Source organism: Pseudomonas cremoris, assembly GCF_014230465.1.
Map to the genome: position 1 here is coordinate 52,029 of NZ_JAAXCY010000010.1, position 23,351 is coordinate 75,379.

The 23,351-nt window shown below is 58.3% G+C and carries 26 protein-coding genes, 1 tRNA gene and 1 pseudogene; 9 read left to right on the forward strand and 19 right to left on the reverse strand.

Annotation, left to right across the window (positions count from 1 at the left end):
• The first annotated feature begins 6 nt into the window (after nucleotides 1-6).
• On the forward strand, nucleotides 7-447 hold the full coding sequence (locus HF257_RS23385) for a GNAT family N-acetyltransferase (protein ID WP_185710529.1): 441 nt from the start codon (nucleotides 7-9) through the stop codon (nucleotides 445-447).
• 34 nt (nucleotides 448-481) lie between these two features.
• Here the strand turns inward: HF257_RS23385 and HF257_RS23390 are convergent, their stop codons facing one another.
• Nucleotides 482-721: a DNA-binding protein gene (locus HF257_RS23390; protein WP_185710528.1), complete on the reverse strand. Its 240-nt coding sequence runs from the start codon at nucleotides 719-721 to the stop codon at nucleotides 482-484.
• An 82-nt stretch (nucleotides 722-803) separates the two neighbouring features.
• Between HF257_RS23390 and HF257_RS23395 the strand changes: the two genes are divergently transcribed.
• The 5 genes from HF257_RS23395 (at nucleotide 804) to HF257_RS23415 (ending at nucleotide 4,516) form a co-directional block, all read left to right on the forward strand.
• Entirely contained in the window at nucleotides 804-1,169 is a 366-nt protein-coding gene (locus HF257_RS23395; RefSeq protein WP_185710527.1) for a helix-turn-helix domain-containing protein, read from the forward strand.
• Nucleotides 1,170-1,320: 151 nt separating this feature from the next.
• Nucleotides 1,321-1,962, forward strand: coding sequence for a response regulator transcription factor GacA (gene gacA / locus HF257_RS23400; protein WP_185710526.1), 642 nt, complete (start codon nucleotides 1,321-1,323; stop codon nucleotides 1,960-1,962).
• Nucleotide 1,963: 1 nt separating this feature from the next.
• Nucleotides 1,964-3,787 (forward strand): excinuclease ABC subunit UvrC, encoded by a 1,824-nt coding sequence (gene uvrC / locus HF257_RS23405; RefSeq protein ID WP_185710525.1) that lies wholly within the window; start codon nucleotides 1,964-1,966, stop codon nucleotides 3,785-3,787.
• A gap of 32 nt (nucleotides 3,788-3,819) precedes the next feature.
• Nucleotides 3,820-4,380, forward strand: a complete 561-nt coding sequence (gene pgsA / locus HF257_RS23410) for a CDP-diacylglycerol--glycerol-3-phosphate 3-phosphatidyltransferase (RefSeq protein WP_003232771.1) — start codon at nucleotides 3,820-3,822, stop codon at nucleotides 4,378-4,380.
• Between the two features lie 60 nt (nucleotides 4,381-4,440).
• Nucleotides 4,441-4,516, forward strand: a tRNA-Gly gene (locus HF257_RS23415).
• 249 nt (nucleotides 4,517-4,765) lie between these two features.
• On the opposite strand, the gene HF257_RS23420 is transcribed toward HF257_RS23415, so the two are convergent.
• Nucleotides 4,766-5,110: a hypothetical protein gene (locus HF257_RS23420; RefSeq protein WP_185710524.1), complete on the reverse strand. Its 345-nt coding sequence runs from the start codon at nucleotides 5,108-5,110 to the stop codon at nucleotides 4,766-4,768.
• A 49-nt stretch (nucleotides 5,111-5,159) separates the two neighbouring features.
• Nucleotides 5,160-5,756: a DUF6708 domain-containing protein gene (locus HF257_RS23425; RefSeq protein ID WP_332872297.1), complete on the reverse strand. Its 597-nt coding sequence runs from the start codon at nucleotides 5,754-5,756 to the stop codon at nucleotides 5,160-5,162.
• A 2-nt stretch (nucleotides 5,757-5,758) separates the two neighbouring features.
• Here HF257_RS23425 and HF257_RS23430 point away from each other — a divergent pair.
• A pseudogene (locus HF257_RS23430) lies at nucleotides 5,759-6,487 on the forward strand (LysR substrate-binding domain-containing protein); the annotation flags it as partial.
• 131 nt (nucleotides 6,488-6,618) lie between these two features.
• Here HF257_RS23430 and HF257_RS23435 read toward each other — a convergent pair.
• From HF257_RS23435 to HF257_RS23480, 10 genes are all read right to left on the reverse strand, one after another.
• Nucleotides 6,619-7,275 (reverse strand): response regulator, encoded by a 657-nt coding sequence (locus tag HF257_RS23435; protein WP_185710521.1) that lies wholly within the window; start codon nucleotides 7,273-7,275, stop codon nucleotides 6,619-6,621.
• Between the two features lie 117 nt (nucleotides 7,276-7,392).
• A complete protein-coding gene (locus HF257_RS23440) occupies nucleotides 7,393-8,445 on the reverse strand; it encodes a protein-glutamate methylesterase/protein-glutamine glutaminase (RefSeq protein WP_185710573.1) in 1,053 nt (350 codons plus the stop codon).
• Nucleotides 8,445-8,933 (reverse strand): chemotaxis protein CheD, encoded by a 489-nt coding sequence (locus HF257_RS23445; protein WP_185710520.1) that lies wholly within the window; start codon nucleotides 8,931-8,933, stop codon nucleotides 8,445-8,447. Before HF257_RS23445 ends, HF257_RS23440 begins: the two co-directional genes overlap by 1 nt.
• Entirely contained in the window at nucleotides 8,930-9,742 is an 813-nt protein-coding gene (locus tag HF257_RS23450) for a CheR family methyltransferase (protein WP_185710519.1), read from the reverse strand. The genes HF257_RS23445 and HF257_RS23450 overlap by 4 nt, the downstream gene beginning before the upstream one ends.
• Nucleotides 9,743-10,270: a chemotaxis protein CheW gene (locus tag HF257_RS23455; protein ID WP_185710518.1), complete on the reverse strand. Its 528-nt coding sequence runs from the start codon at nucleotides 10,268-10,270 to the stop codon at nucleotides 9,743-9,745.
• An 11-nt stretch (nucleotides 10,271-10,281) separates the two neighbouring features.
• A complete protein-coding gene (locus tag HF257_RS23460) occupies nucleotides 10,282-11,916 on the reverse strand; it encodes a methyl-accepting chemotaxis protein (RefSeq protein WP_185710517.1) in 1,635 nt (544 codons plus the stop codon).
• Between the two features lie 19 nt (nucleotides 11,917-11,935).
• Nucleotides 11,936-13,915: a chemotaxis protein CheA gene (locus HF257_RS23465; RefSeq protein ID WP_185710516.1), complete on the reverse strand. Its 1,980-nt coding sequence runs from the start codon at nucleotides 13,913-13,915 to the stop codon at nucleotides 11,936-11,938.
• Between the two features lie 3 nt (nucleotides 13,916-13,918).
• Nucleotides 13,919-14,236 carry an STAS domain-containing protein gene (locus HF257_RS23470; RefSeq protein ID WP_185710515.1) on the reverse strand — a complete coding sequence of 106 codons (318 nt, stop codon included), beginning with the start codon at nucleotides 14,234-14,236 and terminating at the stop codon, nucleotides 13,919-13,921.
• A gap of 4 nt (nucleotides 14,237-14,240) precedes the next feature.
• A complete protein-coding gene (locus HF257_RS23475; protein WP_185710514.1) occupies nucleotides 14,241-14,606 on the reverse strand; it encodes a response regulator in 366 nt (121 codons plus the stop codon).
• A gap of 43 nt (nucleotides 14,607-14,649) precedes the next feature.
• Nucleotides 14,650-15,738 carry a methyl-accepting chemotaxis protein gene (locus tag HF257_RS23480; protein WP_185710513.1) on the reverse strand — a complete coding sequence of 363 codons (1,089 nt, stop codon included), beginning with the start codon at nucleotides 15,736-15,738 and terminating at the stop codon, nucleotides 14,650-14,652.
• 323 nt (nucleotides 15,739-16,061) lie between these two features.
• Between HF257_RS23480 and HF257_RS23485 the strand changes: the two genes are divergently transcribed.
• Together HF257_RS23485 and HF257_RS23490 are read left to right on the forward strand one after the other, a co-directional pair.
• On the forward strand, nucleotides 16,062-16,835 hold the full coding sequence (locus HF257_RS23485; protein ID WP_185710512.1) for an NYN domain-containing protein: 774 nt from the start codon (nucleotides 16,062-16,064) through the stop codon (nucleotides 16,833-16,835).
• 152 nt (nucleotides 16,836-16,987) lie between these two features.
• Nucleotides 16,988-18,025 carry a phospholipase D family protein gene (locus HF257_RS23490; protein ID WP_185710511.1) on the forward strand — a complete coding sequence of 346 codons (1,038 nt, stop codon included), beginning with the start codon at nucleotides 16,988-16,990 and terminating at the stop codon, nucleotides 18,023-18,025.
• A gap of 77 nt (nucleotides 18,026-18,102) precedes the next feature.
• Here HF257_RS23490 and HF257_RS33220 read toward each other — a convergent pair whose 3' ends face one another.
• The 6 genes from HF257_RS33220 to HF257_RS23515 form a co-directional block, all read right to left on the reverse strand.
• Complete coding sequence (locus tag HF257_RS33220) at nucleotides 18,103-19,839, reverse strand: ankyrin repeat domain-containing protein (protein WP_198913764.1); 1,737 nt, start codon at nucleotides 19,837-19,839, stop codon at nucleotides 18,103-18,105.
• Nucleotides 19,800-20,825: a hypothetical protein gene (locus HF257_RS33225; protein WP_198913763.1), complete on the reverse strand. Its 1,026-nt coding sequence runs from the start codon at nucleotides 20,823-20,825 to the stop codon at nucleotides 19,800-19,802. Before HF257_RS33225 ends, HF257_RS33220 begins: the two co-directional genes overlap by 40 nt.
• Nucleotides 20,826-20,962: 137 nt before the next feature.
• Complete coding sequence (locus HF257_RS23500) at nucleotides 20,963-22,144, reverse strand: GGDEF domain-containing protein (RefSeq protein WP_185710510.1); 1,182 nt, start codon at nucleotides 22,142-22,144, stop codon at nucleotides 20,963-20,965.
• A gap of 6 nt (nucleotides 22,145-22,150) precedes the next feature.
• Complete coding sequence (locus HF257_RS23505) at nucleotides 22,151-22,570, reverse strand: hypothetical protein (protein ID WP_185710509.1); 420 nt, start codon at nucleotides 22,568-22,570, stop codon at nucleotides 22,151-22,153.
• A gap of 103 nt (nucleotides 22,571-22,673) precedes the next feature.
• Nucleotides 22,674-23,042, reverse strand: a complete 369-nt coding sequence (locus tag HF257_RS23510; RefSeq protein WP_185710508.1) for a BrnA antitoxin family protein — start codon at nucleotides 23,040-23,042, stop codon at nucleotides 22,674-22,676.
• A 3-nt stretch (nucleotides 23,043-23,045) separates the two neighbouring features.
• On the reverse strand, nucleotides 23,046-23,327 hold the full coding sequence (locus tag HF257_RS23515) for a BrnT family toxin (RefSeq protein WP_185710507.1): 282 nt from the start codon (nucleotides 23,325-23,327) through the stop codon (nucleotides 23,046-23,048).
• Between the last annotated feature and the right edge of the window lie 24 nt (nucleotides 23,328-23,351).

The following is a 23,351-nucleotide window of genomic DNA, read 5'->3' on the forward strand; positions in this document are numbered from 1 at the left end:
AACGCAATGGCCTTTCACTTGCGCGCGGCAACGGACCAGCACCGGTCGTTTGCGCGCACCCTGACCCGTCAAGCGATGAATCGCTACTACGAACACTACGGCTTCATTTGGTCGAACGACGGGTTCGACACCGCCTGGGCAAAGCGGGAAAGCTGGTTGATCTGTCGCGATGACGAGGTGATAGGTTTCATCAGCCTGAGCCGGGACGACGATGCGTTGTTCATTCGCGAACTGCACCTGATCGAAGCATGCCGTGGGCAAGGGGCTGGTAGTTGGGTAATGGAACAGATGATCGACAAGGCCGGTAGGCTTGGCTTGGGGCTATTACGATTGACGGTGTTCAAGACCAATCCCGCCAAGAAGCTCTATCTGCGACAGGGGCTCAACATCGTCAGTGAAGAGAATTGCTTCTGGCAGATGGAGCGTATTTGTCAGCCACCCGACTAAAGCCTGCACAGTGCTCCAATTAGCGCATACTGCCTCAAGAAGTGGCTTGCGAACCGCTATGCCCGGCATCGGGTTCGTCCACGATAATCCCTTCCTTCATGCCCAGTAGGACCGCCACCTTATGGGCCTCCCCACGCCGTCCCTTTTTACGCCCAGCGAGCACTTGATAGGTGGTAGCCGGATCAACGCCATGTTCACGGGCGAATGCTTGAACTGACTTTCCTTGATGTTCCAGCCAGGCCTTGGCTTGTGCAGCAGTACGGATTCCGGGCATAGTTCAAAACCGTTCAAGTTCGTTTAACAAAGAGATGAGTGCGTCACCTTTTGGGGTGTGCAAAATAGGATAATACATCCAAATGAGTGGAATTGGTTCGCGTTTGAGGCAAGAAAGGGAGCGACTTGGCCTGTCGCAAAAAAACTTTGGTGAGATAGGAGGCGTTGAAGCCAACGCACAAGGTAAATACGAAAGTGGAGGGCGAGCGCCTAAAGCCGACTACTTGTCTCGTGTCGCCGAAAGAGGTGTTGATGTGTTGTATGTGTTAACCGGTACGGCAACACCGATTCAGTTGGAGAACCTGAGCCATATTGAAGAGAAAGTACTGGGCGACTATCGCGCGATGTTCAAGGAAGACCAGGATGCAATCCGCCGCCTGACGTCGACCCTGGCTGAACATTCCATTTCGCTGAATGGAAAAATCAAGCCGCAGTCTCAGGATTCCTGACCCACTGCCCAGCAAATAGAGCCGTCCGCCAGTCGGCGGTTGGCGCCTGCGTATTCAAACTCTATTTATATGACGCTTGCAGCTAGGTCTGCGCCTTGGTTTTTTGCTAAGGTGTTCAGCAACCTATAAGACCATTTCGCGAGGTGTCTGCTTGATTAGGGTGCTAGTAGTCGATGACCATGATCTCGTTCGTACAGGCATTACACGAATGCTGGCTGACATCGATGGCCTGCAAGTAGTCGGCCAGGCTGAGTCGGGTGAGGAATCCCTGATCAAGGCGCGGGAATTGAAGCCCGATGTGGTGCTGATGGACGTCAAGATGCCCGGAATCGGCGGTCTTGGCGCTACGACCAAGCTGTTGCGCAGCCACCCCGACATCAAAGTCGTGGTAGTAACCGTGTGCGAGGAAGACCCGTTTCCTACACGCCTTCTACAGGCGGGGGCGGCCGGTTACCTGACCAAGGGCGCCGGTTTGGCGGAGATGGTGCAGGCCATTCGCCTCGTGTTTGCCGGCCAGCGTTACATCAGTCCGCAGATTGCCCAGCAATTGGCCATCAAATCCTTCCAGCCCACTAGCGACTCGCCGTTCGATACGCTGTCGGAGCGGGAAATCCAGATCGCCTTGATGATCGTCGGTTGCCAGAAGGTACAGACCATCTCCGACAAGCTGTGCCTGTCGCCCAAGACCGTCAACACCTACCGCTATCGCATTTTCGAGAAGCTCGCCATCAGCAGTGATGTTGAATTGACCCTGCTCGCGGTGCGCCACGGCATGGTGGACGCCAGCGCCTGACATGACCACACCGTTTGATCCAAGTGCCTTCCTCTCAACCTGCAGTGGCCGCCCCGGCGTGTACCGCATGTTCGACAGCGAGGCACGCCTGCTTTATGTCGGCAAAGCCAAGAACCTGAAGAACCGCCTGTCGAGCTACTTTCGCAAGAGCGGCCTCGCGCCCAAGACGGCTGCGTTGGTGGCGCGTATCGCCCAGGTCGAAACCACCATCACCGCCAATGAAACCGAGGCGCTGCTGCTTGAGCAGACGCTGATCAAGGAATGGCGGCCGCCCTACAACATCCTGCTGCGTGACGACAAATCCTACCCTTACGTGTTTTTGTCCGACGGCAACTTCCCACGACTGAGCATTCACCGTGGTGCGAAGAAGCAGAAGGGCAAGTATTTCGGTCCCTATCCCAGTGCCGGCGCAATCCGCGAAAGCCTGAGCCTGCTGCAGAAGACTTTTTTTGTACGCCAGTGCGAAGACAGCTTCTTCAAGAACCGCACCCGGCCGTGCCTGCAATACCAGATCAAACGTTGCAAGGCGCCGTGCGTGGGGTTGGTTGAACCGGCGGAGTACGCCGAGGATGTGCGCCATTCGGTGATGTTCCTCGAAGGCCGCAGCAATGCGCTTACCGATGAACTCTCGGGCGCCATGGAGCAGGCGGCCAGCACCTTGGACTTCGAGCGCGCAGCCGAACTGCGTGACCAGATCTCCCTGCTGCGCCGTGTCCAGGACCAGCAAAGCATGGAAGGCGGCACCGGCGATGTTGATGTGATCGCCGCGTTCGTCAACCCGGGCGGCGCTTGTGTGCACCTGATCAGCGTGCGTGGCGGGCGAGTGCTGGGCAGCAAGAACTTTTTCCCGCAGACCGGTATCGACGAAGAAGTGGCCGAAGTGATGGCTGCGTTCCTTGGCCAGTATTACGTCAGCAGCCCCGAGCGCGACCTGCCGTCAGAGCTGATCGTCAACGTGGTGCACGAAGACTTCCCTACGCTGATCGAAGCGATTCACGAGTTGCGCGGCCGCGAGCTGGACATCAGCCACCGCGTACGCGGCACTCGTGCCCGCTGGCAGCAACTGGCGGTGACCAACGCCGAGCAGGCCCTGAGCGCCCGCCTGGCCAATCGACAGCATGTCGCCGCACGCTTTGATGCCCTGGCCGAAGTCCTCAACCTGGACGAGCCGCCACAGCGCCTGGAGTGCTACGACATCAGCCACTCCAGCGGCGAAGCCACGGTGGCGTCCTGCGTAGTGTTTGGGCCGGAAGGGCCGATCAAGTCCGATTATCGGCGCTACAACATTGAAGGCGTCATCGCTGGCGACGATTACGCCGCCATGCACCAGGCCCTCACGCGGCGTTTCAGCAAGCTGAAGGACGGCGAGGGCAAGCTGCCGGATATCCTGCTGGTGGACGGCGGCAAGGGCCAGCTGTCCATGGCCCGCGACGTACTCAACGAACTGGCAGTGCCCGACCTGATCCTGCTTGGCGTGGCCAAGGGCGCCACGCGTAAAGCTGGTTTCGAGACGTTGTACTTGAATGATGCCGCCCATGAGTTCACCTTGAAGGGCGACTCACCCGCGCTGCATCTGATCCAGCAGATTCGCGACGAGGCTCACCGTTTTGCCATTACCGGCCACCGTGCGCGGCGTGGCAAAACCCGGCGAACCTCAACCCTGGAAGGGGTGGCGGGCGTCGGGCCGACACGCCGTCGTGACTTGCTTAAACATTTTGGTGGCTTGCAGGAGCTATCCCGTGCCAGCATTGACGAAATAGCCAAAGCTCCCGGTATCAGTAAAAAGCTCGCTGAACTGATTTATGCGAATCTGCATAGCGAATAGAATGCCTTTCCACCTCGTAGCCAGTTGTGCCGATGAATATCCCTAATCTGATCACCGTTCTACGCGTCCTGCTTATTCCGATTTTCATTCTGCTGTTCTATTTGCCATATGAATGGAGCTATGCCGCCTCGAGTTCGGTGTTCGCCTTCGCCGCCGCCACCGACTGGCTCGACGGCTACCTGGCGCGCCGCCTGGAGCAGAGCACGCCGTTCGGCGCGTTCCTGGACCCGGTGGCCGACAAACTCATGGTGGCCGTCGCCCTCGTCCTGCTGGTACAGGAACACGGCAACCTGTGGCTGACCCTGCCGGCCGCCGTGATCATCGGCCGCGAGATCGTCGTCTCGGCCCTGCGCGAATGGATGGCCGAAATCGGCGCCCGTGCCCACGTAGCCGTGTCCAACATGGGCAAGTGGAAAACCGCTGCGCAAATGCTCGCATTGGTGATCCTGCTGGCCAACCCTTCGGACTTCTCCTTCTGGGTCCTGACGGGCTACGCCTTGCTGCTGATCGCGGCAGGCCTGACGTTGTGGTCTATGCTCCAGTATTTGCGCGCTGCCTGGCCTCATTTGCGCACCACCGTCGAAAAGAAATAAAACTTTTTTGAATCAAGAGGTTGACGGGTTCTGAGATTTCTATAGAATGCGCATCACCAAGCGGGAATAGCTCAGTTGGTAGAGCACGACCTTGCCAAGGTCGGGGTCGCGAGTTCGAGTCTCGTTTCCCGCTCCAAATATGGATTTACAGAGTTTCATGAAATTCTGTAGATCATCGAAAAAGACGCTTAGGCGTCTTTTTTCGTTTCTGCACGATTTACCGAAATTTCCCTCCAGTTGCGAATTTTAAATTCATTTTCAAGCTCATAGAAACCGGACTGCGGGCACAGCTGTTTTCGGATAGAGCGCGCCTGCCCGATATCGATATACATCTCCTCGAGACTATCAGGCGTGAGGTGTACTCATGGCCTTAGCCAGGCCTCCCTCAGCGTAATAGATCTCTTCCCGCGACTGATGAATTGGCCTTGGGCATCGTTGGTATAGTCGAGCCGTTGTCGGCGTTGTCGTAGGCATATTCGGTCACGCCATCATCGGTGCGTTTTCGGATCAAGCGGTCGAGGGCGTCACGCTCGAAATGGTACGCCAATGGAGTGTGTACTTCGGCGCTGTCCTTGCCATCCAGATCAGGCTCGCCACGCGGCGCGGGGACATGGTGGATACCGGTGACATCGTCCAACGGGTTGTAGTCGTAAATGCGTCCGCTACTATCCAGGTCCTGTCGGGTCAGCCGGTAGTCGGTGAGACCATTTTCGGAGTGTTTTTGGGTCAAATCGCGTTTCCAGTCGCAGGTTTATCGAGGGAAGGAAAGATGAGCGCCATCAGGGCGCTGTCCTCGATTCCAGATCAATATTTGCGGGCCACCGCACTTTGGGGGCTAAGCGGCGGGCGAGGTTGAAGGTCACGGTTTCGTTGTTCCAGTCGTGAGGTGGGCGGGGAAAGGTGGGCAGGGCGTGCGGGCCTTGTTGCATGAACAGTTGGGCCATGGCCCAGTACATTTCGCCTTGCTGGATTTCGTGGGCGAAATGAAAGCGATCGATCACCTGGTGGGTGCCCGGTTTCACTACGGCGAGGGTGACGGTTTCGATGAGGCCGCCGCTGCCCATGGGGCCGTATACGCTGCAGGCTTCGGCGCGCAGGTCATCCCAGTCATAGACTTCAGCGCGTATGCCCCATGCGGTGCGGCTGAAGGGTCTGAGGCCGTTACGGTGGAAGCGGTAGACGTAGACTTTGCGTCGTAGGCGGTTGAAGCGGATGGGCTCGTCGCGTGGAGCTGCGATGTCCATACGCCATAAGTAGGTTGCGAGCCATATGCCAATACCGATTACGGTTAGCTCCAAGATTATAAGTAACAGAGGTGAGGGTGCTGGAGTTCTGGCATGGACCATAGTTTGGAAAGTTGCGAAGAAAATGACCATTGCAAATATGGATGACCGATGATGGCGAGCGGGTGCTTCGTTGGGCACAAACGCTCCTCCACCAAGTGGGGCAATTGGAGGCGCAAATCGATGCCTTGCATGATGACCCCGTGGGGCTTTTGCGGGTGGTGAGCAGTCCGGGACTGGGACGCCGAATGGTCGCCCCCGCGCTCGCTGAATTGGGGCGGCTTTACCCTGCGCTTGACGTGCGCCTGGACATTCGTCATCAGCTCGTCAATCTCTTGGAGGAAGGGGTGGACCTGGATGTGCGAGTGGGCAACGACATTGCCCCGCACTTCATCGCTAAACCGTTGGTAGCCAACCGGCGGGTGCTCTGCGCCAGCCCTCGCTATCTGGAAGCCCACGGAACGCCTGGAACCCTGGCTGATCTGGGTCATCACGATTGCCTGGTGATCAAGGAGCGCGACCATCCCTTCGGTGTCTGGGAGTTAACGGGACCACGAGGCGTTGAAACGGCAAAAGTGACAGGCAGCTTCTCCACCAATAACGGTGAAATCGCCCGGCACTGGTGCCTGGACGGTCGCGGCGTGCTGTTGCGATCAATGTGGGACATCAACGACGACCTGAAGCAGGGAAGGCTCCTGCAGGTGCTGCCGGATTATTACCAGCCTGCGGACATCTGGGCCGTTCATTGCTCGCCGCTACTGACGTCGGCGAAAGTCAGGGTCGCTGTGGATTTTTTGCAGAAGTATTTTCGTGAGCGGGCGTAGTAAACACCCTTCAGGAAAATGACAAGGGCAGATTAAAAACACACTTTGATTTTCTAAGCGCCTCAAGAGTGGTGTTGTAGACTTTTGGGTCAGGCAGTGCTTAAGCGAACTTTGCGTTTTTCACAAAAAGTTCAGTCGTTTATTTGTACGATGCCCTCGCGGACTGCAAACATCACCAAACTGGCGACATCGTGAATATGTAGCCGGTGCATGATCTGAGAGCGATGGGCCTCGATCGTTTTGATACTTAACCGCAGCCCTTGCGCAATAGTGCGTGTCGTTTCACCCCGGGCGATCAATCGGAGTATTTCGAGTTGGCGCACGGTCAGTTTTGAATGCGAGACATGTTTTGTTTCTTCACGCGATTGTTTTACTGCCTGATTGACCACCAGTGAAACTACCGGAACCGACAGGTATTGGCTGCCGCCCCGCAGGGCCTCCAGGGCCAGGTCAAGCTCCAGCACGCTTGCGCTTTTCAACAGATAGCCTTTTGTACCGAGTTGCAGACATTGCATCACAAAGCTTGAATCCTTGTGGATTGATATCATCAAGACCCGACTAGTGGGTGCGTGGATCGACAGGCTTTTGAGTACTTTCAGGCAGGCCACACGTTCAATATCCATATCAAACAGAATAATGTCGGGCTGCCAATGCGTTGCGAGTTCCAGGAGTGAGTGTTCATGGTCGGCTTCTGCAATCACTTCGTAGTGTTCTTTTTGCTCCAGTAATGCGCGCAGGCCGGCGCGTAACAATGGATATATATTGGCTACAAGAATTCGACAACGCATAGGCTTCAGCCCAAATCGCAGAGAACGGGAGGCAGCGTTTATCTCGCTGCAGTGATTGACGGTGTAGTGTCCGTGCCCGCTTGGGGGAACGCGCAAGTCGTGAAGTGTGAAGATTTTTCAGCCGTGGCGCGTGTTATCCGCAAACTCCTGGATTAAGCGGGGGAACTTGTTAAGCGGCTCAACTGTTTGGGCCGAACCAAGCTTGATGGCTTCCTTGGGCATGCCAAAGACCACGCAACTGGCCTCATCCTGGGCGATGGTCTGGGCGCCATTTTCCCGCATGGCCAGTAGGCCGCGCGCACCGTCGTCGCCCATGCCGGTCATGATGATACCCAATGTGCTGGGCGCTGCGTGCTTGGCGATAGAACGAAACAGCACATCGACGGACGGTTTATGCCGATTCACCGGCGGGCCATCCAGCACTTCGACTTGGTAATGCGCGCCACTGCGCTTGAGTTGCATGTGAAGCCCGCCCGGGGCCAACAGTGCCAGGCCGCTGTGCACGCGGTCCAGATGCCTGGCCTCGCGCACTTCTATCTGGCACAGCGTGTTCAGCCGACGGGCAAAGTCGGCGGTGAATTTCTCTGGCATGTGCTGAACGATGACAATGCCCGGGCAGTCGCGAGGGAGTTGGCGCAACAGGAATTCCAGTGCTTGCGTGCCCCCGGTAGAACAGCCCAGTGCGACGACTTTTTCAGTGGTGCGCAACAGGTTGACCTTTGTCGTCCGCGTTTCTTCGGCGCTGGCTGGCGCCACGGCCGGCAGCATGCGCGGGCGGGTTCTGGCGCCGTCCTCGATCTTGCGGATCAACTCGCCCGACAAGGCTTCCAGGCTTTGCTTGAGCCCCAACCGCGCCTTGGTGAATACACCCACGGCGCCAGCCGACAACGCCTCGACGGCGACGCTGCTGCCTTGCTCGGTCAATGTGGAGCAAATGATGGTCGGCGTCGGGCGCTCACGCATGATCTGGCGCAAAAACGTCAGGCCGTCCATGCGCGGCATCTCGATGTCGAGCACCAGCACGTCCGGCCAGTCACGGCGCATTTTTTCGATGGCGTAGAGCGGGTCGGCCGCCTGGCCGATGACAGTGATTCCGGGGTGGCTGGCCAGGCAACTGGTGAGCACCTGGCGTACCAGTGCTGAGTCGTCGACGATAAATACCTTGATCATCAACGCAGCCTCCGTACCGGCAATGCCGGCACGCTGTTGCGCTGGCACTCAATCGCACCGCTGCGGCCGTTGACCTGCAGGCGTCGATAGTGATCGCCGCTCAAGTCCCAAGCATCGACCGCCCAATTGCGCAGGCTGAACTGTTCACGGGCAAAGGCGCTGTTGCCGTCGCCCACCCTACGCCGTGGGTTGCCTTCGAAGCGCACCAGGCTGCCGCCGCCGTAGATGCCCTTGCGGTACTCCTCGGGCCGGGTGCCGTGGCGGGCCATGTCGGCGTGGATGCGCTTGAACACCGCCTCGCCGTAACGGGTATCCAGGCGTGTACTCGCGCCTGGATCGCTGGGCAGCAAAAAGTGCGAGACCGCCAGCAACTGCCGACGCGGGTGCCACAACACCACCGCTACACAACTGCCGAGCAATGTCGTGACCACGCCGTCGTGGGTGCCAAAAAAGTAGTCACCGGGGCGCAGGAATATCGATGGACTCATAAAAGCTCGTAGACCGAAGGGCAGACCAGGCGCATTGGCAGATCAAAACCGTGAATGCTTTCTGCATGCCCGATAAACAGCAAGCCGCCGACGGCCAACTGGGTAATCAGTCGGCGCACAATTCGCTGCTTCTCTTCGTTGTTGAAATAGATCAGTACGTTGCGCAAGAAAATCACATTGAAGGGCCCGAGTGGTTCAGGCAGTGGTTGGGTGATGTTGATCTCGCGCAGGCTGACACGCTCGCGCAAAGCCGCTTGTACGCGAAAGCGTCCGGTCATGTCGCCGACGCCGCTCAGGCAATGGCGCTTGAGCCAACCCTCGGGAAAGTACTTGGCCTGGGCCATGTCATAGATGCCATCGCGGGCGCGGGCTAGCATGCTTTGGCTCAGGTCGCTGGCCACGATGGACCAGTCTTGAGTGCGCGCGCTTTCGCTGGCAACCATCGCCAGGCTGTAGGGCTCTTCACCGGAAGAACAGGCGGCGCTCCAGATCTTGATCGGCCCGCGCTGCCCGGCCAGCCACTCACCGAAGAAATCGAAGTGCGGATGCTCGCGAAAAAAGTACGTCTCGTTGGTAGTCAGCAAGTCCACCACCAACCGCCGTTCGTTGATGAACAGAGGGTTGTCGAGCATCTGCAGGTACTCGGCGTAGCTGTCCAGGCGATAGTGGCGCAGGCGCTTCATCAAACGCCCGGCCACCAGCGGGCGTTTGTTCGGCGCCAGCTGGATGCCCGACGCCTCGGCCATGAGTTTTTGCAGTTGGCGAAACTCGTATTCAGCGAGTTTTGGCAGTTTCAAAAGCGTCGACATTCAGAGGCCGTTCGTGACGGCAAGGCTCAGTTGCTCGATGTCATCGAGCGACAACACCTGGCCGATATCCAGAATGATCGTGAACGCCTGGTCGCTGCGCGCCATGCCGGCGATGAAGTCAGTGCGGATCCCGGCCCCGAAAGGCGGGGGCGCAACCACCTGCTGTGGGTCGATGTCGAGCACCGCATCCACTGCGTCCACCACCAGGCCAATGTGCTGGGTGGTGTCGCTCAAGGCCAACTCGATAATCACAATGCAGGTGCGGTTGCCCGCACGGGTCAGCTCGAAACCAAAGCGCGCGGCCAGATCGAGTACCGGCACGACATTGCCGCGCAGGTTGATAACGCCGTGGATAAACGCCGGCATCATCGGCACGGCGGTCACTTGTGCGTACTCGATGATTTCGCGCACCAGTTCGATCGGCAGCGCGTAATCCGCGTCACGCACGCGGAACGACAAATGCTGGATGCTCAGTGGTTCGGCCGGTGCGTCGGCCGTTTGAAAGCGGTGATTGGCAAGAGAAGTCATGGGCACAGTGCTCAATTGAAACTGACGAACTGGCCTTCATCGACCGTCGTCTTGCCCTTGTTCCAGCTGTGCGAGGTGCTGGCGTAAGTGTCCTGGCTGCGCGGCTGGCCACGCTTGGCCGAGGGAGATTCCTGCTCGAAGCGAAAGAAGCCGATCAGTTCCTGCAATTGCCCAGCCTGGGCATTCATTTCTTCGGCAGTGGCCGCCAGCTCTTCCGATGCGGCAGCGTTTTGCTGGGTGATCTGGTTCATCTGGCCCATGGCGATATTGATCTGCCCGGCCGCGCCGCTTTGCTCCTGGGAGGCGGCGGTGATTTCCTGCACCAGGTCCGAGGTTTTCTGAATGTTCGGCACGATCTCGTTCAACAGGCGACCTGCCTGCTCGGCCAGGTGCACGCTGCTGGAGGCCACTTGGCCGATCTCTTGCGCGGCGACCTGGCTGCGTTCGGCGAGCTTGCGCACTTCCGCAGCCACCACTGCAAAGCCTTTGCCGTGTTCGCCGGCACGGGCCGCTTCGATGGCGGCGTTGAGCGCGAGCAAATTGGTCTGGTAAGCGATGTCGTCGATGATGCTGATCTTGTCGGCGATTTGCTTCATCGCCAGCACCGTATCGCTGACCGCGCCGCCGCCTTGTACGGCGTCGTTGGCCGCTTTACCGGCGATGCCGTCGGTGATTTTTGCGCTTTCGGTGTTCTGGGCGATGGACGCCGACATCTCCTCGACCGAGGCACTGGTTTGCTCGACGCTGGCGGCTTGTTCGTTCGCCGCCTGGCTCAACGACTGCGAGGTGGAGCTGACTTGTTCGGAGGCGGAGGAGAGCGAATCTGCCGAGCTGCGCACATCACCGAGGATGCTGCGCAGGCGTTCGGTCATGTTCTGCATGGCGGCAAGCAACTGACCGGTTTCATCGCGGCTGTTGGCCTGCAAGTCCTGGCTCAGGTCACCGGCGGCCATGCGGTTGGCGGCGGCTACGGCACCATTGAGCGGCTTGGTGATGCTGCGGGTCACCAACACACCAATCACCACGCCCAGCAGGGTGGCGGCGATGACCAGCGCGATCATTTGCAGGCGCGAGCGGTCAGCGATTTCGGAAATCTGCTGATTGGCTTCGCGGGCGCGCTCCTGTTTGTTGGTACTGACTTCACCGATCAAGCGATCAATCTGCTCGCCGCTGACCACGGCCTTGGGCAGCAGCTCGGTGACGTCGCTGGTTTCCTGCAATTGGCTGGATTGCTGATGCAGGGTCAACACCTGCAGCACCAGGTTTTCGTAGTTCTTGAGCGGCGTTTCCAGTTGGTCGATCTGGGCCATGCCTTCTTTGGTGATAAAGCTGGCGCGTGCCTTGAGGATCAGTGCACGGGTTTTCTCAAGCGCTGCCTTGGCTTGAGTGGCTGCCTGTTCGCGCGCGGCATGGTTGGTCGACAGCAGGCTCTGGCGCATCGAGCGGCCGGCAACGATCAGCTGGATATTGGCTTCCTGCATGGTGCTCAAGCCGGTCACATCCAGCTCGTACATGCGGTCGGACAGGCTGTTGACCTGTTCCAGGTTGCGGATGCCGATAAAGCCGATGATCGCGGTCAACGCGACCACCACCAGGAAACCTGCGGTCAATCGGATGCCTATTTTCATATTGCGAACAAATTGCATGCGGTTTCTCCTGAAAAGGCTAGGCAAGGGGTTCTAAAAGGTTTGCATCGAGGTTGGCCGGGGCCTGTAACTGCCGGAACAGGCTGGGCACATCCAGAATCAGCGCCACTTGCCCGGAGCCCAGGATGGTCGAGCCACTGATGCCGCGCAGGTGCTGGAACATCTGGCCGAGCGGTTTGATCACGGTTTGCAGCTCGCCCAGCAGGTGGTCGACGATCAGGCCGGCGTGGTGCCGGCCTTGGCTGACCACCACGATGTTGCGGCGCCGGGCGGTACTGACGGGAAGCCCGAAGTGTTTGTCCAGCGCGATACACGGCAACGGCCTGCCGCGCAGGTTGAGGTAGCCATAATCGCTGTTGAGCAACGCGTCACTGGCCTCCATGCATTCGGTGACCATGTCCAGCGGAATGACAAAACTGTCCTGGCCAACCCCCACATGAAAGCCGTCGATGATCGCCAAGGTCAGCGGCAGGCGAATCCGAAAGGTGCAGCCTACACCTTGCTGTGAGTCGATCTCGATGGTGCCGCGCAGTTGCTCGATGGCGCTGCGCACCACGTCCATGCCCACGCCGCGCCCGGAGAGGTCGGACACCTGTTCGGCGGTGGAAAAACCGGCTTCGAAAATCAGCAGATGAATCGCCGGGTCACTGAGCGCCGCGTCGGCCTCGATCATGCCTTTGCCGACGGCTTTTTCACGGATGCGTGCGGTGTTGAGGCCGCGGCCATCGTCACTGATCTCCAGTACGATCATGCCCGAGTCGTGGTAGGCATTGAGCTGCAGGTTGCCCTCGGCGGGTTTGCCGAGCGCGAGGCGTTCTGCGGCCGACTCGATGCCGTGGTCGATGGCGTTGCGCACCAGGTGGGTGAGCGGGTCAGCAATCTTGTCGATCACCGATTTGTCCAACTCGGTGTCGCCCCCGTGGATGCTCAACAGGATCTGCTTGTCCAGTTGCTTGCTCACGTCGCGGACCACACGGTGGAAGCGGTTGAAGGTTTCGCCGACCTCGACCATGCGCAATTTCAAGGCGCTCTCGCGAATTTGCTCAACGTGCTGATGCACCGCCAGGGCGCTTTCGATGCAGGCGTTGTCGCCCGTGCGTTTGGCCTGCATCTGCGCGCCAGCGGTGCTGATGACCAGCTCGCCAACCAGGTTGATCAATTCGTCGAGCTTGTGCGCGGCAACCTTGACCATGGTGGTGTCTTGCGTGCGGCGCTCGCGGACCACGGGCGCTTTTTCCACTGGCGCGACGAGGACTGGCGCAGCTTCGGCAAAGGGCTCAAGGGTGAGGGTGCAGAAGTCGGCGATGAACTCGAATACGTCGGCGATCTCCTGGCGGCTCGCGGCGCTGCGCAAGGTCAACGTAAATCCCAGGTAACAGGCTTCGGGGTCGAAGGTGTCCAGCCCCGGCAACCGCTCGGTGTGGGTTTGCAGGGTGACGATTTCGCCTAGGCGACTGAGATAGCGCAGGAACGCCGCCGGGTCGAATCCGTTACGCAGCAAGTCTTCGCTGAAGTCGATCGAGAGGTTCCACAGTTGCTCATCAGCAGTGATGACGGGTGTGGCAGGCGCGGCCTCGATGGGGGAGGTGTCCTCGCTCAAGCCTCGCGCCTGGGCCAGGGCTTCGAGCAGTCGCGCTTGCTCGGCCAGGTCGACGTGCAACTCACCGGTATCAGGCTCGACCGCTTCGAGCATTGTGCGAAGCTCGTCCATGCACCGCAGCATCAACGAGGTGAGGTCTTCGTTGAGCGTGCGCTGGCCGTCGCGTACTTGCATCAACAGGCTTTCGAGGTGATGCGTGAGATTGACCAGGGGCGTCAGCGAAAAAATCCCCGCTGAGCCCTTTAGCGTGTGCACCGCGCGGAACAGGCTGTTGACGGCCTCGCTGTCGTCGGGCGTGGTTTCCAGTTGCAGCAGGCTGTCTTCGGCGTCCTTGAGCAAGTCGCGGCCTTCGCTCAGGAAGCCCTGGAGCAGTTGGTTCCACTGTTCGCCTGTGAGCATTGTTCAATCCTCGATCCGTGCGTTGGGCAGCAGTGATTCCAGGCGCAGCAGGGCGATGGTTTCGCGCACTGCCGGCGTCGCATCGACCACCGTGACCGGGCTGCCGCCTTGGGACAACGTGCGTTGTATCACCAGCAAAAGTTGCAGGCCGGCGCTGTCGAAGTCGCCGATGCTGGCAAGATCGAGCTGCCAGGCGCTGGCATTGAGCGGCAGCAGTGCGGCAAAGGCATCGCGTGCTTCGCTGGCTTGGTAAATGCTCAGGTCACCGTCGATGCGGATACGCGTCGGGCCGCCGAAGGCTGAGGGGATCAAGGTGAACACAGGTTTACCCCATCAACTTTTCAACGGCCGCCAATAGGTTCTGCGGCAGGAACGGCTTGACGATCCAGGCCCTGGCACCGGCCGCTTGGCCTTCGGCTTTCTTCGACTGCTCGCTTTCGGTGGTGAGCATGATGATGGGCGTAAAGCGGTACTCGTTACGCGCCTTGACCGCTTTTACCAAGCCGATGCCGTCGAGGTTCGGCATGTTCACGTCACTGATGATCAGGTTGATCTTTTGCCCGGTCAGCTTGGTCAGGGCATCGCGCCCGTCACAGGCCTCAATCACCTGGTGACCGGCGCCGGTGAGCGTCATTTTCACCAGTTGGCGCATGGACTGTGAGTCATCGACGATCAGAATGGTCTTGGCCATGTTCGGCTCCCTCGAAAGTGAAAATACCTGGAAATTCGTGGCCTCAGAAGAACGTCACTTCGGCGCTGGATTGGGTCTTGGGCTGGCCATGGCGTTCTTCATCCGTGGTAAAGCGCTGACGCAGACGGGCCAGCCAGGCCTGGGCGTCGTGCAGGCTCGGGTCGTTTGCAACGATGGCGTCCAGCAGGTTCTGCAGGTCGGTCTGTACGTGTTCGAGCATCTGGTCGGTGCGGTCCTGGAACTGCAGGCTGACCATGATTGCCTGGATGTCGTGCTGGGTTTCGCGGGCATCGTGCTGCAGGGCGTGGGACGCGTCGGACAACTGGTTCAGGTTGTCGCCCAGACGGCCCATCACATTGGTTACCGACTGGTTGAGGAAGTCCAGGTTGCTCTGTTCACTGGTGCCCAACTCGGCGGCCGCCGCGATGGTGGACGCGATGGCGTGGGTGATCTCATTGACCTTGTCGTCCATGGCCAAGCCCGTCTCAGCCGAGAGGGTGGAGAGCTTGCGCACTTCATCGGCCACTACCGAAAAGCCCCGTCCATATTCACCGGCCCGCGCGGCTTCGATCGCGGCATTCAGCGCCAGCAGGTTGGTTTGCTTGGCAATCTCCTGAACCCGCTTGGCCATGTGCTGCAACTGGCTGGCGTAGTCGTCCAGGTGGCTGATGGTGTCGAGTAGTTCATGCTGGCGCTGGCTGCTGGCGCGAAAGGATTCAGTGACTTCGTGCAGACGCTCGTTGGCATCGCGCAGGCTTTCGCCGACACCGCCATTGCCGAGCACATCGTTGGAGTTGGCCAGGCTTTGCTCAAGGCGTTGTGCGATGTTGTGAAAGCGTTGGAACAATTCGCCGATATTGCTTTGCAGCAACTCGCGACTCTGCCCCAGGCTGTCACGCCAGCTGGGGGCGACGGCATCGATCAATTGCCAGTCGCGTGTGTTGGCGTGAGGCGTTTCGATAGCTATCTGGATGTCGCCACTGCTTGGGACTTTGGCAGGTTTTGATGGGCGTAGGGCGAGCAGGGCGAGACAACTGAGTAAAAGTCCCGCAGGGGTTAACAGGTAATCGGGCACAACCAATCCGATGGCCGCCAATGCCAGGCCTAGCCAGGCCCCAAGATAAATCCGCATCTCCAGCTTCCGTTGCAGGGTGGTAGGTCGGCGGATGATAGCGATGGCGTAATGATGTCAGTATAAGGGCAACCCTTAATCCGTATTTTTGGTCATAAAGGAACCGTGCGGTTTTGGTTCGGCAAGAGTTGACCGATCGGTTAGCCGAGGATGATTGCACCCTGCGACCTGAGTGGCGGATCGCGTGCTGCCTGGCTGCTGCAGGAAGGGGTAGGGGAGTAAGGTTTCGGCTTAAGGGTGCTGGTGCGCTGGCCGCATGCCCAATCGATAATGCACTGCATGGGCTTTGGGGGTATGTTGAAGCACCACTTCAAGGACGAACCATGGCCAATCACACTCAAAAACACCTTGCCGTACTGATCGACGCCGATAACGCACCGGCGGCCATCGTCGAGGGCCTGTTCGAAGAGATCGCCAAATACGGCGTTGCGAACGTCAAGCGCATCTACGGTGACTGGACCGGCCCACAACTGGGGGGCTGGAAAAAGGTGCTGCTGGATCACTCGATTCAGCCGATCCAGCAATTCGCCTACACCAAGGGCAAGAATGCCACCGACAGCTCCCTCATCATCGATGCTATGGACTTGCTCTACACCCGTCGTTTTGATGGTTTCTGCCTGGTGTCCAGCGACAGCGATTTCACGCGTTTGGCGTCGCGGTTACGTGAGGAGGGGCTGACGGTCTACGGATTCGGCGAAGAGAAAACCCCGCAACCGTTCGTGTCGGCCTGCGACAAGTTCATCTATACCGAATTGCTGCGTGAAGACGCGATCGTGGTGAGCAGCAACACGCCGGCGACCGTCCCTTCGGAAAAAACCGAACCGGCCCCCGCGTCCAAGAAATACCCCAAGGCCCCCGTCGACTTCATTGCGAAAATCATGGATGACATCGCCGAGGAAGACGGCTGGGCACCATTGGGCTCGCTGGGTAACAACATCACCAAGTTGAGGCCTGGCTTTGACCCGCGTACGTATGGCTTCAAGAAGTTGAGCGATCTGGTCCGGGCTTATCCCCACGCGTTTGAGCTACAGACGCGGGCGGCTTCCGGTGCGGGAGCGGGGATTCTGTATGCGCGGCACAGGCAGGCGGGAGGGTGAAGGCCTGCGATGCTGCGCAGTTGTGCGTTTTTTCAACAGGGTGGTTGATCAGGATTTGAGGGGCTGGCAGGACCGCTGGTCTTGTTGTCGATGTGGACGTTACCTGCGTATTCCACTTACGCTTGATGGTCCTATGCATAGCGAGTCCAGACATGTTCCTCACTTCCAAGAATTACCTGAAAGAATTCAAAGGACTGATCGAAGGAGGGGAAAATGTTTCTCTGGCGGTCGCTTTTTGGGGGAAGGGCGCACAAGACCTTATTGATAAATCCTGGACCGGGAAAAGCCTAAGAATACTCTGCAACCTCGGAAGCGGAGGAACCAACCCCAAGGTCATTCGAGATCTAATCAATTTAAAGAGCACCAGGCAAGGTCTAGAAGTCCTGACCCTTGATGATCTGCATGCAAAAGTCGGTGTTGCGGAGTCCAAAGCCATTGTCGGGTCTGCCAACCTTTCCGTGAATGGGCTTGGCTTTGAGGCTGTGGAGTGCGCCGGCTGGCAGGAGGCTGGAACGTTGGTCGGCGACCCGACGCAGATTTTCGAGATTCAGGAGTGGTTCGAGGCCTTGTGGGCGCGCGGTGAGAAGATCACAGATGTTCGACTGGCCGAAGCCGAAGTGGCGTGGCTCAGAAATCGCCGAGGTCGACCGAATGCGGCCACTCGATTTGTTGAAGCGCCGGACGCCAGTCTAAAGAACCGAGGTATTCACGTGGCAATTTTCCAGATTCCGGCCACGGAGCAGGCGAAGAGAGAGGCGGGCAAAGCTCGGATGGAGGCGCTCAGTTCTGACGCTCCAGAGGTGCGTAATGCAAAACTGGATTACTTCGAGAATTGGCCTGACGAATGCGAAGAAGCGCTTCCTGTTGGATATCCCATTTTATCTGTACGGTACGGCCCAACGAAGCGGTTGAGCGGCCTGAGCCCCTGGATACGGTTGCCCCAACTTGACCGAACCTTCATCAGCAATAACACCGGCAAGCGGGTATGCCTGACGATGCTGGGCAAGCTGGATTTAGTGGCTGGCATGACCCTGACGCCAAAGGATGCGACGGCTTTCGCGAAACGCTTGAAGCCTTGGATCGCTGAATTGTATAGGGGGGAAGATCCAGAGGTTGGCCGTTGCCTGCCGCTCGATGATTTCTTGGCGTGGGAGGAAAACCTATCTTCGCGCGCCCGCGATTCGTATTGAAACCTGACGCGATTGCTAACTGAACATGCATGAAATCGCGGGCTCCACGCGCTGGTTCCATCCTGGAGTACCCGTTGTTAGTTCGCCGACGGTGCCGCCTGCTCAAGTACATCAACAACTTGCAAAAGCTCGTCCTTAGTTGCACAACGCCTTCCCTGTCGCTTGAGCTCGGTCGCAAGATGCGCAAGGGCCCCCGGGGTATTGATCAGGTATTCAACCCTTTCCAGGGGGGTCATACCTTGATTGTTGCGCTGCCACGCCAGTGCGGGTGCCAGTTGCAGTAGGCGTCGGGTCGCATGCAGGTTTGCGTTCCAGGCGGCAGTGTGAAGGGCGGATTGGCCGTCGACCGTAAGCTTATCCAGCCGGCACGGATGATCGAGCAGAGCATCTACGCAGCCGTCCACGTGGGACTTGATTGCCGAGTGCAGCGGCGTCATGCCTTGATAGTCCTGCATCTCTGGATCGGCCCCGGCTTGCAGCATGAGCCTCACCAGTGCGCAATCTCCGGCTTCGGTCATTAACATAAGCGGGGTCTGCTTTTTGAAGTCGGCAAGGTTGAGTTGCTTGGGGGCTTGCTGGGCCAGTAACCCGATGTTCTGGCGCCAACGTTCCAACATGACTTCGAGTTTGTCCTGGTCGTTTTTCAGTTCGACAGGATGCATCTGGCGCATGGTCGGCAAGGATTTCACAAAAAGGCTGTGCCCCTTGATCCAGCTCATCAGCAGCGAGTCACCGGTTACCGTTGGCATGCGTGAGTTGAGCTTGCTACGGTTGCATGTCATCCATTTACGAAGGCCATTGGCGTCGTCGGTCATCAAAAGCCTGAGTGACTCCTCGACCCTTTCACGCATCAGCGGTGCGATGCGCTCGACGTCCGCGTAAGGGGTATACAGGGTTGCCCAGAAGTAGTCGGAGGCCCAGCGCGCCGTGTCTTCGATGTTGGGGACATCACCGTCTTGGATTGCGCCACCCGTCAACATCTCCCGGTAGTATTTTTCGTGGTTCTCCGGTATCAGCCGTTGGTTGGCTACTGCCATCGCCAGACAGTCCCTGGCTATCTCACCACGTAGCCGCCCGTAGTTTCGTTCGCGCGCAGCTTCCAATGCTTGCCTGAAAAGTTTTTCAGCGTTCTCCAGATCATTACAGGCTAGTAGGTGCTTGGCCCTGTATTGCAGGAGTGGTGCATTCCACAGTTGCTTACCTTCGCAGGCGTCGGCTTTGTCAAGTAACGCTTGTACGCGCTCGCGCGTGCCTTTTGGTTGGGATTTGCCTTGCGTGTTCAAATAACCATCAAGTTCTAGCAGTAGGGTCTGGACGGTTTGCGCAGGCGTATCGGCCAGCTCATGCAAGCGCAGGATAGCCGCCTGTTTCGCACGCGGGCTGAGGTCTGTGTGATGTGCCACCTGGCTGACGACCCAGTAGCGGTGCTCCGATTGCAGGGCGCGCCATGAGGAAGAGTTCTTTAGCCTGGAAACCAGATGCAGTTCGCTGTTCAGCTCGTCCGCGATGGACGAGGTTCGTTGAACGATGCGCCGGATGATCGGCATTGCCGATGCAGCATCGATTCCCACATGATCCTCGAGCTCTGCCAGGTCCTGGCAGTTGAAGAAGTGTCGACTCAGCAAGTGCGCCAGCTCCAAGTACGCGGTGTTGCGACGCGAAGGCAGAATGCTGAGATACAAACCCTGTTTGTCAGCAAGCGGCAGGTGCTGTTCGAACCAGGCATTCTCTGCATCTTCGCCGTGTTCCCCGCAGTTGCGCCAGGCTCCAATCGTCAGGTTGTAGACAAGTTTGTAGAGAGTGAACAGCTGCAACAGTTTGTTCTGTGTGGCATCGGCACATAGGCGGTCAACACCTGGGCATACCAGTTTGAGTAGACGGGTGTAACCATCTTGCACCATGCGCGCAAACAGCAGCCGCTGGCGGATGGTGTGGGGGGGAGGGGCCGCATAGCGCTCAGCCAGACACTCCACAAATCGGCTTTTTCATCCTCATTTGCAGCACCATTCAGAATCATCTCCAATCGCCCCGCCTGCGTCATTGGGATTTCTTGTCGTAGGCGCTCGGACGTGAGGTTCTTATGTGCAACGAAGTCGAGGGCGTCGGTGAACTGATCGGCAGGGAGACGGTTTTTGTTCAGCGAGAAAACACCCTTGAAAGCCACTTCCATTTCGTCAGGAAAATAGTCCTTCAACGAGTCGGTGTTGGGTGTGGTTTCCCTGCGCCAGTTGTACAGCGAGCGCATCAGTGATTCCGAAGTGGCGTCACCAGAGTCCGGAAGACGTTGGCTGCGTTTGTCGACAAACTCTTCAAGCGGCATTCCCAGCAAATCCAGCAGCCAATCCACAACCTGGGCGACCGGCAGGTACAGGCTGGGCATGCCCCCCACCTCACGGGGTTCCGGCAGGTACCAGAAACGCCCACCTGGCATGCCTTTGTCCAGGGGCATTCCCAGATTCCAGAAAGCAGCTATGCGCGCGATACCTGGCGCGTAGGAGTGGCTCAGCAACATCCAGAGAACCTGGCGCTTGTCGGCCGCAAAAGTCCATGTATTCAGCTCGAGGTTTTTATTGAAGTTTGCCAGGTCCAGCACGTTGTGCATGATGTCGCTACGTGCGCTTGGGTCGAGGTCAAGCGCATCGAATATGGCCGTAAAGATTTCGTCAGCCATCTCTATATGATGGGAGAGCTGCTTTTGGCCGGATGCAAAATCGCGTTTGGGTGTGGTCTGGTAGGGGGGGCATCCGAGGCTCTGATGAACCTGTAGCAGAATGGATTCAAATGATGGAAGCGTGCTCATGGTGTCAGTCCTTTTTAGTTTCGACGGTGAAGCAATCCTTGCAAAACCGGGCCAACTGGCCACTGTAAAATCCCGTAACCCCCCCACACCGAATTAATCGAAGGCACTCAAACAGGTTTGTGGGGCCGTGAGTGGGGTTAACTGCTGACCCAATCACCCTCGCTTTTGTCCTCAGGAGTCGCAAACCGCACCCTGTCGCGCCCCATCCCCTTCGCCTCATACAGCGCCGCATCCGCCCTGGCCAACAAGCTTGCAGTTGTATCGCCCTCACTCGGCACGTCACAACAAACCCCGATGCTGATGCGCAGCGCAATGCTCGACTCACCATACTGCGCTGGCGCCTCAGCCAACGAGGTGCGCAGTTCATCGAGTACCGCCGCGACGCCCTCAGGGGGAGTGTCAGGCAGTAGTAGCAAGAACTCCTCGCCACCGTAACGACCGATGCTGTCCGAGGCCCGAAGCCGTTGACTGAGGTGGCGTGCGCAGTGGCTGATCACCTCATCGCCGGCCAGGTGCCCATGCACGTCGTTAATCTGCTTGAAGTGGTCGATGTCGACCATGGCGACACCGAGACAGGCATGCTCGCGCCGGGCGCGCTCCAGTTCGCTGGAGAATTGCTCAAGGATGGCGCGGCGGTTGAGGATGCCCGTCAGCACATCACGCAGGGCCATGTGTTTAAGCAGCGACTCGCTGCGCTCCTTGGCCAAGAGCACCAGGCCCAGGGAAATCATCATCGCGGTGAACGTGCCGATGCTGACCGAGATGGTTTGCTTGAGGTTGCTGACGTCGTAGCGCATCTCGGCGGCGCCACCGCCGAATATCGCCACCACACGCATGCCCAGTCCGATCAGGCTGATACTGGAGCCAATGATCAGCAGCATGCGTGCACGACCCAGCGCGGGAATGTGGCGCAGGGTCCAGTAGATGATCAGGGCGCATTGCACCATCAGCACAATCGAGGCTGCGAGCATGCGCGGTTCCAGGGTGTCGATCAGGCTCACCATCAACACCAGCATCAACGCCGCCGGTGCGAACACCCGCGACCACGGCACCGGCAACTCGACAATCCGAAACAGGCTGGCGCCATAAAACGCCAGTGCCACGGCCAGCAGGGAGTTGGCGGCGCCGTAGGTAAACCAAAGTGGGGCATGCCCGTAGAAGGTATAGCCAACATAGGCCAGGGCATGGGCCAACAGACCAAATCCGATGGTCAGCAACCCGTCACGCCGGTTGAACTGTCCGACCAGGATCAGACAGAACGCCATGATCGTCGCGACCAAGGCAACACAGCCAAACAGCGTGGGGGTATGGGCGATCATGGCGTCTCACCAGGCGATGGCAGGCCGCGCGAAATAATTGCCTGTGCGCAATTGCAGACTGTAGACCCAAATCCCGAAGATCAGCGCATATTCCTTGAACATCGGCAGCGTCAGCAGGTGCAGGATGGAGCCGCTGCCGACCTGGCTGAGCGAGAAGGTCACGCCGCAGGCCAAGGCCAGGATAAAGCACAACGAGCTGCTTTTGCGCCTGGCGAGCAGCATCACCCCACCCACGAATATCAGCAGCGCAACCACACAGATATTCAGGAATGCCACGAACGAAATGTCCCCCTGGCGAGCTTGATCAAACCCTGTCCCTGCCACCCACAGGCCTGCCTGGATCAACACGATCAGGCAATAGAAGGCAATCATGAAGACGGGGGCGGGGCGGGTGTTGTACCAGGGTTGGGGTTGAGCGGCTTCCATGCGGGTGTTGCTCCTGAGGGGGATAGCCGCGGAGTATAGGGAGGGCGCGCGAGTAATTCTATGGCCGCTCGCCCCAGATCAGCCCCTGGGCTGACCATGATGTTTAGAGAGGAGCTTTGGATTTTGATTTACTGGCCTTGGGCGCACCCAGCACTCGATTCAACTCCCCTGCGACGGCGATCAGTTGCTGCTCGAGCGCTTCCACTTCTGACTGACTAATTCCGTTATTGATGATCTGTAGGGTTTTAGCCCGTTTTTTTGAAGTAGGTACAAGGCTGTGTACATCCTGCGAAATCAACGCCTGTCGCAGCAGGTTATTGATCACGGTTTGATAGCCTGTGCCTGCGTATTCCGCGCGCTCACGTGCGGCTTCGATTACGGCATCGTCTAGCATGATCGTGATGCGTGTCTTGCCCTTGTTGCTGGCGACAGCGCCGCGCTTGCCGCTGCTGAAGTCGTATTCGTCTTTCATGGTTCAAGCCTCCAGGTATTGGCGCTGTTCATTTTTGGACGCAAGCCGGGCACTGATAATGCGAACGAAATTTGGATCTCGATAGGTGTAGGCCACTATCAATATGCGTCCCTTCGCGTCTGTTCCCATGGTCACCCAGCGTTCTTCATCGTGATCATGGTCTTGTATTGTCAGGGCTGTCTCGTCATAAAACACCGGTTCTGCATCAGCCAGGCTAACGCCTTTGTGCTTGCGCTGATTGGCAATGTTCTTTGCTTCGTCGTATTGAATCCTGAATGTTTTCATTATGCATATTTTATATGTATAAAA

Coding starts and splice junctions, on each gene's coding strand:
- pgsA (WP_003232771.1), top strand. CDS start 3,820: ATGAATATCCCTAATCTGATCACCGTTCTACGCGTCCTGCTTATTCCG.
- HF257_RS23445 (WP_185710520.1), bottom strand. CDS start 8,933: ATGAGTCCATCGATATTCCTGCGCCCCGGTGACTACTTTTTTGGCACC.
- HF257_RS23465 (WP_185710516.1), bottom strand. CDS start 13,915: ATGCTCACAGGCGAACAGTGGAACCAACTGCTCCAGGGCTTCCTGAGC.
- HF257_RS23515 (WP_185710507.1), bottom strand. CDS start 23,327: ATGAAAACATTCAGGATTCAATACGACGAAGCAAAGAACATTGCCAAT.
- HF257_RS23450 (WP_185710519.1), bottom strand. CDS start 9,742: ATGTCGACGCTTTTGAAACTGCCAAAACTCGCTGAATACGAGTTTCGC.
- HF257_RS23455 (WP_185710518.1), bottom strand. CDS start 10,270: ATGACTTCTCTTGCCAATCACCGCTTTCAAACGGCCGACGCACCGGCC.
- HF257_RS23475 (WP_185710514.1), bottom strand. CDS start 14,606: ATGGCCAAGACCATTCTGATCGTCGATGACTCACAGTCCATGCGCCAA.
- HF257_RS23395 (WP_185710527.1), top strand. CDS start 804: ATGAGTGGAATTGGTTCGCGTTTGAGGCAAGAAAGGGAGCGACTTGGC.
- HF257_RS23425 (WP_332872297.1), bottom strand. CDS start 5,756: ATGGTCATTTTCTTCGCAACTTTCCAAACTATGGTCCATGCCAGAACT.
- HF257_RS23490 (WP_185710511.1), top strand. CDS start 16,988: ATGTTCCTCACTTCCAAGAATTACCTGAAAGAATTCAAAGGACTGATC.
- HF257_RS33225 (WP_198913763.1), bottom strand. CDS start 20,825: ATGAGCACGCTTCCATCATTTGAATCCATTCTGCTACAGGTTCATCAG.
- HF257_RS23440 (WP_185710573.1), bottom strand. CDS start 8,445: ATGATCAAGGTATTTATCGTCGACGACTCAGCACTGGTACGCCAGGTG.
- HF257_RS23505 (WP_185710509.1), bottom strand. CDS start 22,570: ATGGAAGCCGCTCAACCCCAACCCTGGTACAACACCCGCCCCGCCCCC.
- HF257_RS23500 (WP_185710510.1), bottom strand. CDS start 22,144: ATGATCGCCCATACCCCCACGCTGTTTGGCTGTGTTGCCTTGGTCGCG.
- uvrC (WP_185710525.1), top strand. CDS start 1,964: ATGACCACACCGTTTGATCCAAGTGCCTTCCTCTCAACCTGCAGTGGC.
- HF257_RS23435 (WP_185710521.1), bottom strand. CDS start 7,275: ATGCGTTGTCGAATTCTTGTAGCCAATATATATCCATTGTTACGCGCC.
- HF257_RS23485 (WP_185710512.1), top strand. CDS start 16,062: ATGGCCAATCACACTCAAAAACACCTTGCCGTACTGATCGACGCCGAT.
- HF257_RS23385 (WP_185710529.1), top strand. CDS start 7: ATGGCCTTTCACTTGCGCGCGGCAACGGACCAGCACCGGTCGTTTGCG.
- HF257_RS23510 (WP_185710508.1), bottom strand. CDS start 23,042: ATGAAAGACGAATACGACTTCAGCAGCGGCAAGCGCGGCGCTGTCGCC.
- HF257_RS23480 (WP_185710513.1), bottom strand. CDS start 15,738: ATGCGGATTTATCTTGGGGCCTGGCTAGGCCTGGCATTGGCGGCCATC.
- HF257_RS23460 (WP_185710517.1), bottom strand. CDS start 11,916: ATGCAATTTGTTCGCAATATGAAAATAGGCATCCGATTGACCGCAGGT.
- HF257_RS23390 (WP_185710528.1), bottom strand. CDS start 721: ATGCCCGGAATCCGTACTGCTGCACAAGCCAAGGCCTGGCTGGAACAT.